Consider the following 17,975-nt stretch of genomic DNA (forward strand, 5'->3'; position numbering starts at 1 on the left):
TTTAACATCTACACCTAATTCCAACATAAATTTAACCTATTTTATAATATATACCTTAATACGATTTTTTTAGCCGATATCTTTAAATTAAAAATTAAACAAATTACCCATTTGCAATTAATACCGAAATTTAACTACTAAGGCCCGGCATATGTTAAACTCAATTATTGTTATTACATTAGGCCATAAACTGAAACGGCTTTAGGGCCTAAGCTACAACACCAACCCGATGGCATTATTAATTATATTTATTTGTATTGGTTTATTGGTTTTACTGGTTAGCTGGATAAAGGTTAACCCTTTCATCGCGTTCCTCGTGGTATCCATTATCGCCGGTGCGCTGCTGGGTATTCCTATTAATAAGGTTACAGCATCGGTGCAAAAGGGCATGGGCGATATTTTAGGCCAGCTGCTTATTATTATATGCCTTGGCGCTATGCTGGGAAAATTGGTGGCCAACAGCGGGGCCGCACAAAAAATTGCAGAATCGCTGGTTAAGGCTGTAAGTAAAAAGCAGTTCCTTAGCAACGGCGAGGCAACAGAAACCGCCAGTCCGCAACGCATTCAACTGGCGCTGGTTGCAGCCGGTTTTATTATAGGCATACCGTTATTTTATGGTATTGGCTTTGTGTTGATGGTGCCGCTTATATTTTCGGTAACTTATAAGTATAAGTTACCTGCGGTTTATATAGGCCTGCCCATGCTGGCATCACTTTCGGTTACACATGGTTTTTTGCCCCCCCACCCTTCACCGTCGGCATTAGTTGCGCTGTTTCACGGCAATATGGCAACCACTTTTATTTACGGGTTGATGATAGCTATACCGGCCGTAATACTCGCGGGGCCTGTATTTGCCCAATTCCTGAAAAAAATCCCGTCGCAGCCATTGGCAACTTTTCGCGCGGAAGAACTACCCCTTGATCGGCTGCCGGGAGCGCTCAACAGTTTTTTAACTGCTTTACTCCCTGTTATTTTACTGATGATTAGCGCTTTGTTCCCCTATTTAAATATCCAGGATCCCAATATCGCTAAAATCATCGCTTTCCTGGGCGATCCATCTATTGTAATGCTGATAGCGTTAATGGTAGCTACATTTACTTTAGGCATTAAACAGGGCAAAAGCATGGGCCAGCTTGCCGGTAATTTTACCGACGCGGTTAAAGATGTAGCCCTAATCCTGTTAATTATTGCAGGTTCGGGCGCGTTTAAAGAAGTGTTAACTGCCAGCGGTGTAAGCACGCAAATAGCCAACCAGTTACAGGCGCTTAATTTGCCGCCATTGCTGCTGGGTTGGGTAATAGCTGCAATTATCAGGATCAGCCTTGGCTCGGCTACAGTTGCCGGGTTAACAGCTGCCGGTATTGTAGCTCCGCTGGTTATTCAAAACCACGTTAACCCTAATTTAATGGTATTATCTATAGGCGCGGGCAGCCTCGCTTTTTCGCATGTAAATGATTCAGGCTTTTGGTTATACAAAGAATATTTTAACCTGAGCATTAAAGATACCATCAAATCATGGTCGATGATGGAAACGTTGGTTTCCGTTATTGGACTGATCGGTGTAAGCCTTCTTAACATTTTTGTTAAATAAGAGCCATCAAAGCATGAAAAAAACCTTAAAGCCACTGCATCTTTTACTCTTTATGCTGATAGCGGGCAATACAGCATTTGCATGGCAAGCCACACCGCCTGGTAATTACTACACCGCCCGGGATGGCGTTAAAATTTACTACGAAGTTCAGGGCGATGGCTTCCCGGTTATTTTGGTCCACGGTTTTTCAGGCACCTGTCAGGGCTGGAAAAAAGGACAACTTTACGCAGATTTGCTTGGTGCAGGCTACAAGGTGATCATCCTGGACCAGCGGGGGAACGGACAGTCGGACAAGCCCCACACCGATGCAGGCTACGCCAATGATGCCGAAGCTAAAGATATTATGGGCTTAGCCACCAGCCTTGGCCTTAAAAAGTATGATATTGTTGGTTACTCACGCGGATCGATCATTACATCGCGCGTGTTGGTTTTAGACAAGCGCTTGCATAAAGCGGTAATGGGCGGAATGGGCGATGCTTATACCAACCCCGAATGGCCGCGCCGCATTCACGCCTATAAAGCGCTCATGGGCGATACCAGCTTTCATGATGTGGATGGAATGATCAAATACATCCGCAGCAACCCGTTTGATGAACTGGCTTTAGCTTACCAACAAAAATGGCAGCCTTCAACCAGCGCCAAAGAACTGGCGAAAGTAAAGATTCCGGTATTGCTGATAAACGGTGACGACGATCACGATAACGGCGATGATATGGCATTGAATAAGCTTATCCCTGGCTCGAAACTGATACACGTTCCGGGCGACCACAACAGCGCTTCCCGCACACCAGAATTTTCAAAAGCGGTAACATTTTTTTTAAAATAACTTTTGCTTTTTAAAAACGGCCTGCTATTTGCTTAGCGGTTTATTAGTTAACACTTATTAAACACATACCGTTATGAAAAAGTTAATGATATATATGAGCCTGATTATGGGCTTAACCCTTTCAATCAATGCCAATGCAGGCGCCCAAACCAAAAAGGGCATTAGTAAACAAGGTAAAGGCGCTATTATTGGCGGTGCAGGCGGCGCCATTGTAGGCGGATTAGCTACACACAGCGCAGGCGGTGCGCTAATTGGCGGTGCTATTGGCGCCGGAGGCGGTTATATTATAGGCAATGAAGCCCGCAGGCGCGAAGAAAAAAGAAAACGCGCGGCGCGCATTGCATGGCGCAGGGCGCACCCCAACCACCATTACACCACTACTAAAACAACGGTTACCAAAACAACAACCTATCATTAAATACCCGGCTAACCGCTAAAATAAAAGCCTGCAGGTATCAAACCTGCAGGCTTTTTATTTCCCTAAATGTTAAAAAAGGTTATTAATCATGCTCATTTGAAGCGTTTTCACGATTTTGTACGTTATTGTTAAATATGCCCTACCTCTAAAACAGGGCGTTAACGTTTCGGTTTAGTATGTAATGGTTAAAGTTTTATCGGCTCTTCTTTTATGCTTTATACCCATAGCGATACATGCGCAAAGTATTGCCGATAGCGCCGTGAATGTTAAAAAAGATACGGTAGCGCAAAAAGATGTGATCGATATTTTCCGTTCGCTTTTTGATATCAAAACACGACAAGCACCCGCAGAAAAGAAAACGGTTTATTTTTCATTCTTCCCAACCACCTCAAGCGATGGGCGCAGCGGCGGCAAAGCGCTGTTTACATCAACCACCGCGGCCTTTTACCTCGGCGACCAGGAAACAACCAATATTTCGAGTTTGGTTTTTACACCCTATTTTAATTTCAGGGGCAGGTATGGTTTACCCATACGCTCCAACATCTGGCTTGCCAATAACGAGTGGAACATACAGGGCGATACCCGCCTGATGGTATATCCACAATACACCTGGGGCCTGGGCGGCAACCAGGGGCCAATGGATAGATTCCTGGTAAATTATAACTACCTGCGGTTTTACCAGAGTTTTTTAAAACAGGTAAAGCCTTACTTTTATGCCGGGCTGGGGTATAACCTTGATTATTACATAGACATAGAAAGTAACGGAGATCAAAACCTGCGTGATTTTACGGGCTATAAATACGGCACCGCTGCAGATCAGGATGCCTTTTCATCGGGCATGACGGTCAATTTACTTTACGATTCACGCAAAAACTCCATCAATCCCCTGCCCGGTGCATATGCAAATCTGGTTTACAGGTTAAACAGTAAAGTATTTGGAAGCCATACAAACTGGCAATCATTATACGTTGATGTGCGCAAATACCTGCAGTTAAGCCATAGCGGACCGAAAAATGTTTTAGCCTTCTGGGCTTTTTACTGGACAACCTTAACGCCGCGCACACCATACCTTAACCTGCCAAGCTTAGGCTGGGAGCCCTACCAGCGCTCGGGCCGCGGCTTCCCGCAGAGCCGTTACCGTGGCGACAGGCTGATATATTTTGAAACCGAATACCGGCGTGATATTACCCGCAACGGCCTGCTGGGTTTTGTGCTTTTTGCCAATGTTAACGCCGTTACCCAGCCTCAGGATCACAGCATTAAGTACTGGCACCCTGCAGGCGGCACCGGCTTGCGTTTCAAGTTCAACAAAAAATCGGGCACCAATATCAGTCTCGATTACGGGGTAAGCCGCAACTTCTCGTCAATTAGTCTTAATTTAGGCGAGGCATTTTGATTTGGTTCATAGTACATGGATGATAGTTGATAGTGCCTTGCTTGATGTACTTAACTAATAGCATATTCCGGCTATGAACTATGAACCATCAACTATGAACCCTAAAACCGCATGACCAAACAACGATATATGATACTGATCCTTATATTAGGATCGCTTACAGCAATTGGCCCTTTTTCTATCGACATGTATTTGCCTGCTTTTGAGGCCATCGCCAAGTACATGCGCGTTTCTACCGATGACGTAACGTTGTCGTTATCCAGCTATTTTATCGGTATTGGCGCCGGTCAGTTACTTTACGGGCCACTGTTGGATAGGTTTGGTCGCAAGCCGCCGCTTTACTGGGGGCTTGGCCTTTACATCGCGGCATCGATGGGTTGCTTCTTTGCCACCTCGCTTGAGGTGTTGATCATTTTACGTTTTTTCCAGGCGGTAGGCAGCTGTGCGGCCAGCGTTGCCGCCATGACGATGGTGCGCGACCTGTTTCCGGTTGAAGACATAGCTAAAGTTTTCTCCATGCTTATCCTGGTACTTGGCGCGTCGCCAATGCTGGCGCCAACCATCGGGAGTTATATCAGTACCCATTTTGAATGGCAGATCATCTTCCTGATCCTGACGATAATCTCCATATTGATCCTGTTGGCTGTGATATTCCTGTTGCCCGAAAGCTATCAACCCGACCCCACCTACTCGCTAAAACCAGGCCCTATTATCGGCAACTTTTTAACCGTGCTTAAAGATGCCCAGTTTGTAACCTACGCCCTTGGCGGGGCTTTCGCTTTTGCCGGGTTATTTGCCTACGTATCGGCATCCCCTATTGTATTTATTGATGGGTTTCATCTTACCAAAAACCAGTTCGGATGGCTTTTCGCCGGGTTATCGGTTGGCTTTATCGGTTCCAGTCAGCTAAACAGCCTGTTCATCAAAAAGTACAAAAGCGCGCAGATGATCAACGTGTCCATCGTTTGTATGGTCATTATATCAACGGTATTTTTCATCGGCTCCCTTAACCATTGGTTCGGCATGGCGGCAACTATAGCCTTAATATTCGGGGTATTGTGTTGCGTAGGCATCTGCGCGCCTAATACTTCGGCCTTATCGCTGGCGCCATTTACCCAAAACGCGGGAGCGGCTTCAGCATTAATGGGAGCCGCGCAAATGGCTGTGGGCGCCGCCGCCTCTATAGGTATTTCGGCTATTAAAATTCACAGTTCGCTGCCCATGTCGGTGGTGATGATTTCGTCATCGATAATTGCAGCGCTAATAGTGTTTATCGGGAAACGGTTTATTAAACATAAGGTTGAAGCCAGCGGCGAGGTAGTTGTTGCGCATTAACTATTGACTTATTCCAGCGGTTTGAACAGCGTACGTTTAAAACCGAAGTTGCTTTACAATACCTCTTTCAAATCCTTGTCAATCATCGCGTTCCATCTTTTCTGGGCAGCTACGTTCATACCATGGCTGGTTTCGTGATCATATTCTTCCTGTAAGCGGTTCATCTCCCGGTACGAATCGAGGTATTGCACATTGATATATCCGTCATAATTATCAGCCGGTATTTTCATGGCTAATAAGGCCTGCTGAAAGTGCCGGGCCGCAATTTTGGCAATATCAAAATGCCGTTGTTCGTGACTGAGGGCATAATCATTACGACTTCCGCTTTTTACCCATGCCGCGCTTTTAGGTAAAAATACCCGCATGCTTATCCTCACTTCAACAACTCCTTTTACCACCCCGGCCTGCTCGGTATAACCAAAGCCGGGCAGCACTTCTGCTACATACTTATCGCCATAGGGCTTATCCTTAAAGTCATCCCAGGTTAGCGGGCGTTTAGGCGAGTAGTATACCGTATCCCCTTCTGGTTGCTCGGTATAATCGGTAAATATCAGCCTAACGCCCCGGGCCAGCTTAATATTGGTATCGGCCTCGCGGTTAATCCAGTTGTTAAACCAGGTTAACCCACCCGCAAAGGCCCGGCTCAACAGTACACCAAGGTCGTATTGTTGTAAAGCGCTCCGGGTGTAGGTTGTTGTGGCCGGGTAACTTGCCAGCCTTACCATCCCAAAATCTTTCTCCAATTCAAATACAAACTCAATCTCCAGCTTGCCGCGCACCTCATCGTTACCTTTTAACTCTTCAACAATACTTAATTTTTTTATGCGGATGTTTACCGGGCGCGGGTTTTGGGCGGATTGAATGGCGTAACCGGCAAAGCGTTTTAAAGCCCGAGCCGCGCCATCCTTTACATCCACTTGATATTTATTGTAAGGGGGCGTGGTTGATAAAAGGGAAGCCACAACATTATTATCTCTACGATCATCAACAACACCGGCAATATAAAATCCCATAGCTTTTTCAGTTAATTGCCTGTTTGGCAAAACAATTGGCCCGTTTATTTTTTGTGCATTTAAAATCGACGGAAAAAATATGACAACACCTAAAAAAACCAGCAACACAGCGGCGTTCGGCCTTCTCCTAAATACATTCATAACCGGTAAAAATCAAAATGGCTTGGATAACCCACATTTACTATAATGCTTTAAATACAAATAAATTGTGTGGTTTAAAAGCCAGTTATTATTTTTGGATATCCGCTGCCGTAATCATGGCAAATACCCAACAATTTTAAAGTTTTCCACACGCATATTATCTTTAGTAGTACCTTCGTTTAAAGAAGTGTTATCCACATTTGTTAATTTCTATTGTGAAAAGCCTCTTTTTGGTTTAGCTATTTTCGCACTATCATTAGTATGCGCTTTATGATCAAAACAAAATACATCGCCCTGCTCATTCCCGTATTTATCGCTTCAGCTGCCCGGGCACAGCAAAATCCATCCACCCAAATTTACCATACCTACCACACGGCTATCGACCTGATGGATAAAGGTAAATTCGCGTCGGCTGCCGAGCAATTCCGCCTGGTTGAGGCCTACAAAATTAAAACAAGTACACAGTCGCAATTCGAAACCGAGCTGTCGCTTACCAAAGAAAACAGCCAGTACTATGAGGCCTTTTGTGCCCTGAATTTAGGTAACGACGATGCCGAAAGCATGTTTCTGCGCTTTATTAAAGAGCACCCGGAAAACCCGCTTACCAGGCAGGCGTTTTTCCAGATCGGTAAATCGTACTTTAAACAAGGTAAGTACGAAGATGCCATCCGCTGGTTTAATAAAACCGAAGCAAGCGAGCTTAACGGCCATGATAATACCGAATACAAATTCAGAAAAGGTTATGCCTATTTTGAACTGAAAGATTATAAAAACGCGCAGCTTCTTTTTGGCGAGGTAAAAAACAAACGCTCTGAGTTTACCGAAGACGCTACTTATTACTTTGCCTACATCGCCTATTTAAACAAAGATTACCACCTGGCGCTGGTAAACTTCGAGAAGCTGAAAAATTCAAAAAAATACGAAAACAGCTATCCGTATTACATATCGGCGGTTTACTTTTTAGATAAACGTTATGATGATGTGATCAACTACGCCGTACCTATTGTTAACGGCACACATCAGCAAAACGAAACCGAAATGCTGAGGATCATTGCCGCGTCGTACTTTGCGAAAGCCAATTATGATAACGCAGTAAAATACTACGCCCGCTTTGAAGACCGCGACCAGGGCCGTACCCAAAATACGCAGGATAGCTACCAGATGGGTTATACCTACTATAAGGTGGGCAACTACACCAAAGCCGCCAGCGAATTGGAAAAACTGGTTGAACAAAAGGATGTTTACAGCCAAAGCGGTAACTATACGCTGGGCGATGTGTTCCTGAAAATGAACAATAAGCAAAGCGCGCGTAACGCCTTCCTGAACGCCTCAAAAATGGATTACGACAAGCAATTACAGGAAGACGCGCTTTATGAATATGCCAAACTATCGTACGAACTTGATTTTAACCTGCAGGCTTTAGGCGCTACAAGGTTATACCTTGCCAACTATCCGCGCTCAAAACGCATTAACGAGGTAAAGGTATTATTGGGCGAAGAGTTATTGAATTCGCGCAGCTACAAGGAAGCGGTAGAAATTCTGGAACCTATTCCCAATAAAAATGAGGCGGCCCGCTTAGCCTACCAAAAAGTAACCTATTACCGCGGTTTGGAGTTTTATAACGAACGTGCCTTTGAAAATGCCATCGGCATCTTCCTGCGTTCATTAGCTGATCCTGTTGATACTAAAACACAGGCATTAACTACCTACTGGATGGCAGAGGCGATGTATGAGGTGCGCAAATACGGCGAATCGGTAGAAAACTTTGAGAAGTTTTTATCAATGCCCGAAGCTAAAGAAACCGATGTATCCAACTATGCTAACTATGCTTTGGCTTACGCGGCCTTTGGCGGTGAACAATATAAAAAGGCGGCTAACTATTTCGAGAAGTTTTTACAGGGCGATGTAAAAGACGCCGCCACCCAAAATGACGCAATAACACGTTTAGCCGACAGCTATTTTGTGCTGAAAAGCTACAGCAATGCCATGACCTATTATAACCGCATCATAGCCATGCACAACCAGGGCGAGGACTACGCCTTGTTTCAGCGAGGCATGATCCAGGGTTTGCAGGGCGCTTTAGATACTAAAATAGCTACCCTGAATGATGTACTGAACAAATTCCCTAATTCGGATTACGCGGACGACGCCTCGTTCGAGATAGCCTATACTTATTTCCTGAAAAACGACGGAGAAAAAGCCAAAACCGATCTGCAGGCCATGATCCAGAAATATCCGCGCAGCAGTTATATCCCGCGCGCGCTGGTAACCATCGGCCTGATCGATTACAACGCAGGGAATGACGACCTGGCTGTAGAATCTTTCAAAAAGGTAGTTCAGGATTACTCATCAACAGATGAGGCTAAGCAGGCCCTTAAACAGATCGAGAAGATTTATACCGATAAAGGCGACGCGCAGACATTTATCAACTACGCGGCCACTACGCCTATAGGCAACTATACCACTGCCGACCAGGAAAGTATCCTGATCACCGCGGCTAATAACCTTTATTTAAAAGGCGACTGGCAGGGAACCGTAAGCGGCGTTAACGCTTATTTTGATAAATTCCCGAGCAAACAAATTTACGAGAAACAGGCACGCTTTATCCGCGCGCAGGCTTTGGCTAACTTAGGGCGTACGCAGGAAGCCGTGGTTGATTACAATGTAATATTGAACGACTGGACCAGCGCCTACAGCGAAAAAGCCCTCATCAGCATGGCTAAACTGTACATGCAGCAGAAAAAATACAATGAGGCCGTAGTATTCCTGAAACGCCTGGAAACCAATGCCGAGTACAAGGCCGATTATACCTTCGCTATCACTAACCTGATGTACTGCTACTCGGAAATGTTAATGACCGACGATGCCATTAAGTACGCCGAACTGGTTAAAACCAACGACAAAACATCGCAGGAGGATAAATATAAAACCGGCTTATACGAGGGTAAAGCCTACCTGGCAACCGGTGATACCGCCCTCGCTGTTAAGCAGTTTACCTATACTGCCACCAACACCAAAACCGTAGCCGCTGCCGAAGCAAGGTACAACCTGGCCTTTATTGAATATGGCAAAGGCCGTTACAAAACATCGCAAAAAATGTGTTTTGAGCTGGCTAAAGAGTTACCTAACTACGATTATTGGATAGCTAAAACGTACATCCTGTTAGCCGATAACTACGTTGGTTTAAAAGACACTTTCCAGGCTAAAGCAACCCTGCAAAGCATCATTGATAACTACAAAGCCGATGATGATATCCTGCCAACCGCCAGGGAGAAGCTGGATAAGCTGAATGGCCGTAAAACCAAACAGGCACCTGTAAGCAAAGAGACCGCGCAGCCTGATACCACTAACAACCAGTAACAAAGAATAAGATAAAAGAAGACAAGCAATGAACTCAAGATACACCTACACGCTGCTTACCTTATTGATAGCATTATACTTTGTTCCTGCACAAGCACAAACAAAGAAGCCTGCCAAAAAAGCGACGGTTAAAACCGAAGTCAAAAAAACTACAGCCAAACCGGCGGTTAAAAAATCCGCCGCAAAACCGGCAAACAAAAAAGTAACCGACAATAGCTTAGGCGATGCCGCTGCCAGATCGTTACAGGATACCACCAAAAAAGGCGGGGGCAATAACCCCAACAATCCCAATAACGGCGGCAGCCTTTCGGAAGAGATTGTGGTAACAACGGCCTATAAGCCTGTACTTGCCGACGCTGTAAAAATTCGCCGCAACCCCGATCTGGAAGATAAAGCGCCCTTTAAAGCGCCCCTAACCTATGCCCCGCTGGATAAACGCCAGGAGCAAAACTCCGAGATCAGGCAGTTAGACCCCATGAAGCGCCCTGCCGAACAGGATTCGGTACTCACCAACAATATTGTTAAGGTTGGAGCAGGCAATTTGAAAACAATTTTTGGCGAGGCTTACTTTGGTAACGGTCGCGATGAGGCTTTACAGTTTGGCGGTCACCTCAAACATTTTTCGCAATCAGGCTCGTTACAAAAACAAACTGAAAGCCGCGATGAGGCCGGAGTGTTTGGTAAAAGCGTTATAGGCGATAACAATGTATCCGGCAGGATAAACTACAACCGCCTGGGCACTTATTTTTACGGTTTTAACCAGGATGCTCCAAGTACCGCCTTTGTGCCGGCCAAGCAGCACTTCAATACCATAAGCGGTGAGGTTGAACTGGCCAAGAACTATAAAGACGTTGAAAACGATTTTACCTATGCCGTAAAATTAAAAGGCTACGCTTTTAGCAACGCTTATGCCGCCCGCGAAAACAACGTGGTAATCTCCGGCTTTTTAAACCAGACGGTTAAACAGTTTTATGCCGGCCTAAGCGGATCAATAGATCTGGCGAGCCAGAAGGATAGCTTATACAGCCTGGGTAATAACATTGCCCGCGTTAACCCCTACATCAAGTTCCAGGGCGATAATTATAAAATAGAAGCGGGCGTTAACATTGTGAAGGAGTTTGGCGACTTCGGCAAGTTTTATATTTTCCCGGCTGCTAAATTGGAAATGCAGATAGTACCTAAATATGTACGTTTATTTGTAGAGGCAAAAGGAGATGTAAACCGCTCATCATTGCGTGATTTTGCCATGATCAACCCTTTCCTCGGTCAAAATATCAATATCAAAAACTCGGTAGACCAGTTGGATATTGCCGCCGGTTTAAAAGGTACCATCGCGCCGGGCTTAAGCTTCAAAGCAACAGTATTCCGCAACAGTGTTAAAAACATGCCTTTAATAGCAAGCAATTTCTTAGCAGAAGGCAACAAGTTTAATGTGATTTATGATGATGGCAAAGCCCGGGTTAACGGCTTTAACGGTGAACTGGATTTTAAAGCGACCGACGATTTTAACATCTTCGGCCGTGCCGAGTTCAGGGATTATCAATTAGCATCTGAGGCCGAAGCCTGGAACCTGCCTAAGTTTACCTTAACCGCCGGTACCGCTATCCATATCGACAGCAAGCTTACTGTTACCGGTTCGTTACTGATCCGCGGCGATTCTTACGACAGGCTTGAAGTGATTAACCCATCACCTGCACCAGGTACTCCGGGAACATCGTTTGTGAAACAGAACATTAAAAGTTTTGCCGATTTGAGCGGCAGTGTTGAATACCGCATTAACAGCAAGTTTTCGGTATTTGCGCAGGCTAATAACGTATTAAGCGCCTCTTACCAAAGGTGGTTATACTATCCTAATTACGGATTTAATATCTTTGGCGGCGTAAGCTATGCTTTTTAAGCCGCTTTGATGTTTTAAAATTAAGCGTATTTTTACCGGATGGATATAGCCAACTATTTGAGCGAATTACTTGGCCGGCACACCGAAGTGAGTGTGCCCGGTCTTGGCTGCTTTTCGCGGCAACGTGTTAACGGCTATTACGACGAAGTGCAGGCAACTTTTTTCCCGCCCGGTTTTAAGCTCGTTTTTGAGCCGCAGCCTAAAGATGACGAGATCCTGGCCCGCTATATCGCCGAAAAGAAAAAGATATCGCTGGCATCATCCAAATATTTTACCGAAAAATACATTAACAGCCTTAAGCAGGAATTGATGCTGCACGAGGTAACTTTTGCCGAACTGGGCTGGTTTTACCTGCACGATGGCAAAATAAGTTTCAGGGTACAGGAAAATCAGAGTAACGATCCGCTGTTTTTTGGTTTGGCGCCTGTTAAAATCAACAAGGTTGATCATGTACCGCCTCCACCGCCCGCTGCCCCCTTGCCGGCCACCGTTCCGTTATCATTTACGCCTCCACCCATAGCTACAACCGCCGAGCAACCGGAATACACCGAAGAAGCGCTTAAACCGAAACGCAGGACCGGCGTGTGGATAGCTGTTGCCGTAGTGATTTTGCTTGCGGGCGCGGCATTTGCCGTTTATAAATTTAAACCAGAACTGCTGCACCTTAATAAAAACAACACTACGCTGCCAGCCACCGTTGAACAGCCGCGGAGCGCGCCTGTTATAAAACAGGACAGTACCGGAAAAGATACCGTTCCGGCCGCGCATGATACCGCTAAGACAATTTCACAGGCAGGTAAAACGTTAGATAAACCGGTAGTGACCGATACAACGGCAAAACCTGAATATGCCATCATTTTAGAATCCTATAAAACTTTAGCTAAAAGTGAAACAGAGGCAAAAAAATATATCAAAAGAGGCGTTAACGCACGTGCATGGACAGGCCCCGGTACTGGTTTACGTGTAAAAATTATCATTGGTGGTTTTGCAACTGCCGAAGAGGCCGAAGCCGAGCGCAAAAAACTGATATCAGAACACAAAATAGCAAAAGACACTTACTCAAAATTAATTACTGACAGCACGAAATGACATTATTATTAATACAGCAACTAACAGATACAGCCAAACATCTTGCAGACACCACCAATCACGCCGTAACAACAGCGGCCTTGCCAACCGAAGAACTTCGTTTCGGAGATTTGTTGCTTAAAGGCGGTTGGGTAATGATCCCGATAGGTATTTTAGCAGTACTGGGACTTGTAATATTCTTTGAACGTTATTTCACCATCCGCAAGGCATCGCGTAACGAATCGAACCTGATGGTGCAGGTACGCTCCAGCATCCACTCGGGTAACCTCGAATCGGCCATTGCCATTTGCCGCAACAGCAACACACCGCTTGGCCGCATGCTGCAAAAAGGTTTGTTACGTATAGGCAGGCCGATAAAAGATATTGAAGGCGCTATTGAAAACGTTGGAAAAATTGAAGTATCCAAACTGGAAAAAAACATTGGCATATTGGGTATAGTTGCCGGTATAGCGCCGATGTTCGGGTTCCTGGGTACTATCGCGGGTGTAATCAAGATTTTTTATGATATCTCAAAAACAGATAACATCAGCATGGGCGTAATCTCGGGCGGTTTGTATGTGAAGATGGTAACATCGGCGGCAGGCTTATTTGTAGGTATCGTGGCTTACGTTTGCTACCACGTTTTAAATATGATGGTTGATAAGGTGATCCTGAAGCTGGAAACCGATGCCATCGAATTTATTGACCTGTTAGAGGAGCCGAGCAAATGAATTTAAGGAAAAGAACCAGGGGCGCATCCGCAGAGGTACATACATCGGCAATGAACGATATCATGTTCTTCCTGCTGCTGTTTTTCCTCATCGCATCAACGGTTACCAACCCTAACGTTATCAAATTGGTACTGCCTAAGTCATCAAGCGGGCAATCAGTATCTAAAAAAACAATTACGGTATCGGTAACTAAAGATTTGAGGTACTACGTTGATAAAAAAGAGATCCCGGTAGATGCCCTGCAAACTACATTGGCCGGATATAAAACCATGGCTACCGAACTAACAATTGTTTTATATGTTGATAAAACCGTAGCCATACAGGATGTGGTGCAGGTGATGGACGTGGCCCAAAAATTGAATATTAAACTGGTTTTGGCAACAGAACCAAAGGGGTAATTAGTGGCAGTTGCAGTTTTTAGTAGCAATAGCATTTTTTTTTAAGATAAACTAACTGCTACCAGCTGCTGCAACTATTCAAAAACTGCCACTGTAACTTAAAAACTGCGACTGATTAAAAATGGAGTACAGGGAAGAAAATAACTATCCGAAAGCGTTTATTGCAACAGGCATTATTATGGCTGTGCTGATAGCGGCATGTTATTTTATCGTATTCAAGAACCCGCCTGTTGAGGAGAATGGCACGGGCGGTATCCTGGTAAACTACGGTACAGTTGATGAAGGTATGGGCGATGACTATATGAGTACCGAAGAACCATCGGTAGCCGAAAAGGCCAATAACACCAAACCGGACAAAGTTACCGAAGCCAAACCAACCGAAGAAAAGCCAACGCCGCAAAGCAGCGAAAAAGCGGTAGTTACCCAAAACACCGAAGACGCGCCCGAAGTGGCTGCTCCTGATAAAAAGCCAAGCCAAACAGTAGCGACACCTCAACCTGTAAAAACTCCGCCTGCCAAGCCAACGGTTAACCAAAACGCGCTTTACAAAGGCAAAGCCTCGACGGGTACCGGCGAAGGCGACGGCACAGGCAAAACCCCAGGCAACCAGGGTAAGCCAACAGGCACTACGCTTACCAATAATTACAACGGTACAGGATCAGGCAATGGTGGCAGCCTGAACATGGCGCAGCGTAACTTTGTGAGTCGCCCATCGGTGAGTGATGGTAATCGTCAAACTGGTAAAATTGTAGTTGATATCCGGGTAGATAAAGATGGAAACGTAACTTATGCCAAAGCCGGTGCCCGCGGAACTACCATATCTGATGATGCATTGCTCCAAAAATGCGAAGATGCTGTGCGTAACTCCAAGCTTAACCCGCTTGATAATGCCCCTGATCAGCAGCAGGGTACTGTAGTTTTTGTGTTCAAGGTAAATTAATTTTTGTGGTTCATGGATCATTGTTCATGGTTCATAGTTCATGGATCATGGTTCATAGTTCATGGTTCATAGTAGCAAACGAATTATAGTTGATAGCTTAGTTGATAGTTCATGTTTTTCTGTGGAATAATATTGCACTTGTCCGGCATCTAAGCAACTCCATAATGCTATTTTTGCCCACAAGTAATGGTTCTAACCATGAACCATGAACCATGAACCATGAACCATGAACTACAACGCAACCATCCAATACCTCTACACCCAGCTCCCGATGTTTACGCGCGACGGAGCTTCGGCATTTAAAAAAGACCTCACCAATACCATTGAACTTTGTAAACGCCTGGATAACCCGCAGCATCAATTTAAAAGTGTGCATGTAGGCGGCACCAATGGCAAGGGTTCAACATCGCACATGTTGGCAGCTGTTTTGCAAACCGCGGGTTATAAAACTGGGTTGTACACCTCCCCTCACCTTAAAGATTTCCGCGAACGCATCCGCGTTAACGGCCAAATGATTAGCGAGCAAACGGTTATTGATTTTGTTGATACTCACAAAGCGGATTTTGAAGAGATAGCCCCCTCCTTTTTCGAGATGACCGTGGCTTTGGCTTTTAATGTGTTTGCGAAAGAAAAGGTAGATATAGCTATTATTGAAGTTGGCCTTGGCGGCAGGCTCGACTCGACCAATGTGATCACCCCGCTCCTATCCATTATAACCAATATTGGCTGGGACCACATGAACATGCTGGGCAACACCTTGCCGCTGATAGCCGGTGAAAAAGCGGGCATTATAAAACCCGGCGTTCCTGTGGTTATCGGCGAACGGCAACCTGAAGTGGCAGAGGTATTTATCAATAAAGCCAAAGCAACCGGAAGCAACATCCGGTTTGCATCGGAAGAGTGGGTTGTGGTGAGTCCGGAAGTCGGAAAGTCCGAAAGGCCGGATGTGAGTGACGGACTACGTAAACTGCGATTGAAGAAAAGAGATAATCCTTCGGACTTCCGGACTTCCGGACTTTCGGATTCCTTCTCCTTAGAACTTGACCTCACCGGTACCTATCAGCTTAAAAATGTAAAAGGTATCTTGTCTGCCGTTGATGAATTACGTGCCCAGGGCTTTAACATTACTAATCAACATATCCATTCGGCTTTAAAGCAGGTTAAAACCCTTACGGGTTTGCATGGCCGATGGGAAACCTTAAGCCAAAACCCACTGACCATTTGCGATACCGGTCATAACCCGGATGGCATTAAAGAAGTGATGAAAAACATCGCATCAATTAAACATGAATACCTCCATATGGTGATTGGTATGGTGAATGATAAAGATACCGCCAAAGTATTACCCATGTTTCCTAAAGATGCTACGTACTATTTTTGCAAGCCTGATATCCCCCGTGGATTGGACGCCGAAAGTATGAAAGCCCAGGCCGCAACGCATGATTTAAAGGGAGAAACATATCCGTCTGTAAAACAAGCCTTACTCGCGGCTCAAAAAAATGCCGGCGCCCAGGATTTAGTGTTTGTTGGGGGCAGCACCTTTGTGGTGGCAGAAGTTGTCTGAATCAGAATTTACAGAATTTTCAGAATTGAAAATTTAATTACTTAATTTCAATAATTTTCAACGTAGAAAATCATTCTGTAATTTTCGGCCGGAAAAAACAATTAATTAGTTTTTGTCTTACGAAATCATTCTGTTAATTCTAAAATTCTGTAAATTCAGATCAAAAATAAATGACATACATCGCATCTGCCGAGAGGTACCAAAACATGCAATACCGCCGCTGCGGTAACAGCGGGATTAAACTCCCGGCTATTTCCCTGGGTCTTTGGCACAATTTCGGCCATGTGGATGTGGCTGATAATTACCGCAAAATATTACACCTCGCGTTTGATAGCGGCATCACCCATTTTGATCTTGCCAATAATTACGGTCCGCCGCCGGGATCGGCAGAGGAGAATTTTGGTAAGATCCTGAAAGAAGATTTTCGCGATTACCGCGACGAACTCATCATTTCGAGTAAAGCCGGTTATACCATGTGGCCCGGCCCTTACGGCGATTGGGGATCGAAAAAGTATCTTGTATCCAGCTTAGATCAAAGCCTGAAGCGTATGGGGTTAGATTATGTAGATATTTTTTATCATCACCGCCCCGACCCGGATACACCGCTTGAAGAAACGATGACTGCCTTAGATCTGATCGTTCGGCAGGGCAAGGCTTTATATGTCGGCATCTCCAACTATCCGGCAGAATTAGCTTCCGAAGCTATCAAAATGCTAAAGGAACTGGGCACGCCATGCCTTATCCATCAGCCTAAATACTCCATGTTTGAACGTTGGGTTGAGGGCGGATTATTAAATGTTTTAGGTAATGAGGGCGTAGGCTGTATCCCCTTCTCTCCGTTAGCGCAGGGAATGCTTACCGATAAATACCTGCACGGCATCCCCGAAGATTCGAGAGCGGCAAAGCCTACCGGATTTTTACAAAAAGGCCAACTAACCGATGAACGCCTGAGCCAGATCCGCGACCTGAATAAACTTGCGCTTGAACGTGGCCAGTCGCTGGCACAGATGGCATTAGCCTGGCTATTGAAGGATGAGCGGGTAACCTCAGTGCTGATAGGAGCAAGCCGTCCGGCACAATTGTCAGATTCTTTAAAAGCATTGGATAATATTGTATTCTCGGCAGAGGAGTTGGCGAGGATAGAGGAAATTTTAGCCCCCTAACCCCCTGAAGGGGGAACAATGGTTGGTTATTTAATTTTAAAACGTAAAATACAAGTCTCCCCTTCGGGGGCAGAACCGTCAATTTAGAAATAAGGCTTTTGAGTTCCCCTCTTGAGAGGGGGCGCAACGGAAAA

14 protein-coding genes are annotated in these 17,975 nt (G+C 45.2%); 13 read left to right on the plus strand and 1 reads right to left on the minus strand.

Annotated features, from left to right (window positions below; genetic code table 11):
- Positions 1-229: 229 nt before the first annotated feature.
- The 5 genes from LX99_RS01180 (at position 230) to LX99_RS01200 (ending at position 5,566) form a co-directional block, all read left to right on the plus strand.
- A complete protein-coding gene (locus tag LX99_RS01180; protein WP_109605656.1) occupies positions 230-1,591 on the plus strand; it encodes a gluconate:H+ symporter in 1,362 nt (453 codons plus the stop codon).
- Between the two features lie 13 nt (positions 1,592-1,604).
- The gene (locus tag LX99_RS01185) at positions 1,605-2,417 is read left to right on the plus strand and encodes an alpha/beta fold hydrolase (RefSeq protein ID WP_109605658.1); all 813 of its coding nucleotides are present in this window, start codon (positions 1,605-1,607) and stop codon (positions 2,415-2,417) included.
- A 73-nt stretch (positions 2,418-2,490) separates the two neighbouring features.
- On the plus strand, positions 2,491-2,835 hold the full coding sequence (locus tag LX99_RS01190; RefSeq protein ID WP_022831107.1) for a glycine zipper domain-containing protein: 345 nt from the start codon (positions 2,491-2,493) through the stop codon (positions 2,833-2,835).
- Between the two features lie 181 nt (positions 2,836-3,016).
- Entirely contained in the window at positions 3,017-4,231 is a 1,215-nt protein-coding gene (locus LX99_RS01195; protein WP_109605659.1) for a BamA/TamA family outer membrane protein, read from the plus strand.
- A gap of 111 nt (positions 4,232-4,342) precedes the next feature.
- Positions 4,343-5,566: a multidrug effflux MFS transporter gene (locus LX99_RS01200; protein ID WP_109605660.1), complete on the plus strand. Its 1,224-nt coding sequence runs from the start codon at positions 4,343-4,345 to the stop codon at positions 5,564-5,566.
- A 53-nt stretch (positions 5,567-5,619) separates the two neighbouring features.
- On the opposite strand, the gene LX99_RS01205 is transcribed toward LX99_RS01200, so the two are convergent.
- On the minus strand, positions 5,620-6,579 hold the full coding sequence (locus tag LX99_RS01205; protein ID WP_146203037.1) for a DUF922 domain-containing protein: 960 nt from the start codon (positions 6,577-6,579) through the stop codon (positions 5,620-5,622).
- Positions 6,580-6,990: 411 nt separating this feature from the next.
- Between LX99_RS01205 and LX99_RS01210 the strand changes: the two genes are divergently transcribed.
- The 8 genes from LX99_RS01210 to mgrA all read left to right on the plus strand — a co-directional run bounded on the left by LX99_RS01210 (position 6,991) and on the right by mgrA (position 17,841).
- The gene (locus LX99_RS01210) at positions 6,991-10,080 is read left to right on the plus strand and encodes a tetratricopeptide repeat protein (RefSeq protein WP_109606923.1); all 3,090 of its coding nucleotides are present in this window, start codon (positions 6,991-6,993) and stop codon (positions 10,078-10,080) included.
- 28 nt (positions 10,081-10,108) lie between these two features.
- Positions 10,109-11,977: a hypothetical protein gene (locus LX99_RS01215; protein ID WP_109605662.1), complete on the plus strand. Its 1,869-nt coding sequence runs from the start codon at positions 10,109-10,111 to the stop codon at positions 11,975-11,977.
- Positions 11,978-12,016: 39 nt separating this feature from the next.
- Positions 12,017-13,066, plus strand: a complete 1,050-nt coding sequence (locus tag LX99_RS01220) for an HU domain-containing protein (RefSeq protein ID WP_109605663.1) — start codon at positions 12,017-12,019, stop codon at positions 13,064-13,066.
- Complete coding sequence (locus LX99_RS01225; RefSeq protein WP_109605664.1) at positions 13,063-13,776, plus strand: MotA/TolQ/ExbB proton channel family protein; 714 nt, start codon at positions 13,063-13,065, stop codon at positions 13,774-13,776. The genes LX99_RS01220 and LX99_RS01225 overlap by 4 nt, the downstream gene beginning before the upstream one ends.
- Positions 13,773-14,174, plus strand: a complete 402-nt coding sequence (locus LX99_RS01230; RefSeq protein ID WP_109605666.1) for an ExbD/TolR family protein — start codon at positions 13,773-13,775, stop codon at positions 14,172-14,174. The genes LX99_RS01225 and LX99_RS01230 overlap by 4 nt, the downstream gene beginning before the upstream one ends.
- A gap of 121 nt (positions 14,175-14,295) precedes the next feature.
- Entirely contained in the window at positions 14,296-15,114 is an 819-nt protein-coding gene (locus LX99_RS01235; RefSeq protein ID WP_109605668.1) for an energy transducer TonB family protein, read from the plus strand.
- Between the two features lie 226 nt (positions 15,115-15,340).
- Complete coding sequence (locus tag LX99_RS01240; protein ID WP_109605670.1) at positions 15,341-16,678, plus strand: bifunctional folylpolyglutamate synthase/dihydrofolate synthase; 1,338 nt, start codon at positions 15,341-15,343, stop codon at positions 16,676-16,678.
- A 170-nt stretch (positions 16,679-16,848) separates the two neighbouring features.
- Positions 16,849-17,841: an L-glyceraldehyde 3-phosphate reductase gene (gene mgrA, locus LX99_RS01245; RefSeq protein WP_109605672.1), complete on the plus strand. Its 993-nt coding sequence runs from the start codon at positions 16,849-16,851 to the stop codon at positions 17,839-17,841.
- Positions 17,842-17,975 lie beyond the last annotated feature (134 nt).

Source organism: Mucilaginibacter oryzae (assembly GCF_003148845.1).
Taxonomy (GTDB): Bacteria; Bacteroidota; Bacteroidia; order Sphingobacteriales; family Sphingobacteriaceae; genus Mucilaginibacter; species Mucilaginibacter oryzae.

Excerpts from the sequence above, each read along its gene's own strand:
- LX99_RS01180 (WP_109605656.1), top strand. The coding sequence starts at position 230 with ATGGCATTATTAATTATATTTATTTGTATTGGTTTATTGGTTTTACTG.
- LX99_RS01185 (WP_109605658.1), top strand. The coding sequence starts at position 1,605 with ATGAAAAAAACCTTAAAGCCACTGCATCTTTTACTCTTTATGCTGATA.
- LX99_RS01190 (WP_022831107.1), top strand. The coding sequence starts at position 2,491 with ATGAAAAAGTTAATGATATATATGAGCCTGATTATGGGCTTAACCCTT.
- LX99_RS01195 (WP_109605659.1), top strand. The coding sequence starts at position 3,017 with ATGGTTAAAGTTTTATCGGCTCTTCTTTTATGCTTTATACCCATAGCG.
- LX99_RS01200 (WP_109605660.1), top strand. The coding sequence starts at position 4,343 with ATGACCAAACAACGATATATGATACTGATCCTTATATTAGGATCGCTT.
- LX99_RS01205 (WP_146203037.1), bottom strand. The coding sequence starts at position 6,579 with ATGGGATTTTATATTGCCGGTGTTGTTGATGATCGTAGAGATAATAAT.
- LX99_RS01210 (WP_109606923.1), top strand. The coding sequence starts at position 6,991 with ATGATCAAAACAAAATACATCGCCCTGCTCATTCCCGTATTTATCGCT.
- LX99_RS01215 (WP_109605662.1), top strand. The coding sequence starts at position 10,109 with ATGAACTCAAGATACACCTACACGCTGCTTACCTTATTGATAGCATTA.
- LX99_RS01220 (WP_109605663.1), top strand. The coding sequence starts at position 12,017 with ATGGATATAGCCAACTATTTGAGCGAATTACTTGGCCGGCACACCGAA.
- LX99_RS01225 (WP_109605664.1), top strand. The coding sequence starts at position 13,063 with ATGACATTATTATTAATACAGCAACTAACAGATACAGCCAAACATCTT.
- LX99_RS01230 (WP_109605666.1), top strand. The coding sequence starts at position 13,773 with ATGAATTTAAGGAAAAGAACCAGGGGCGCATCCGCAGAGGTACATACA.
- LX99_RS01235 (WP_109605668.1), top strand. The coding sequence starts at position 14,296 with ATGGAGTACAGGGAAGAAAATAACTATCCGAAAGCGTTTATTGCAACA.
- LX99_RS01240 (WP_109605670.1), top strand. The coding sequence starts at position 15,341 with ATGAACTACAACGCAACCATCCAATACCTCTACACCCAGCTCCCGATG.
- mgrA (WP_109605672.1), top strand. The coding sequence starts at position 16,849 with ATGACATACATCGCATCTGCCGAGAGGTACCAAAACATGCAATACCGC.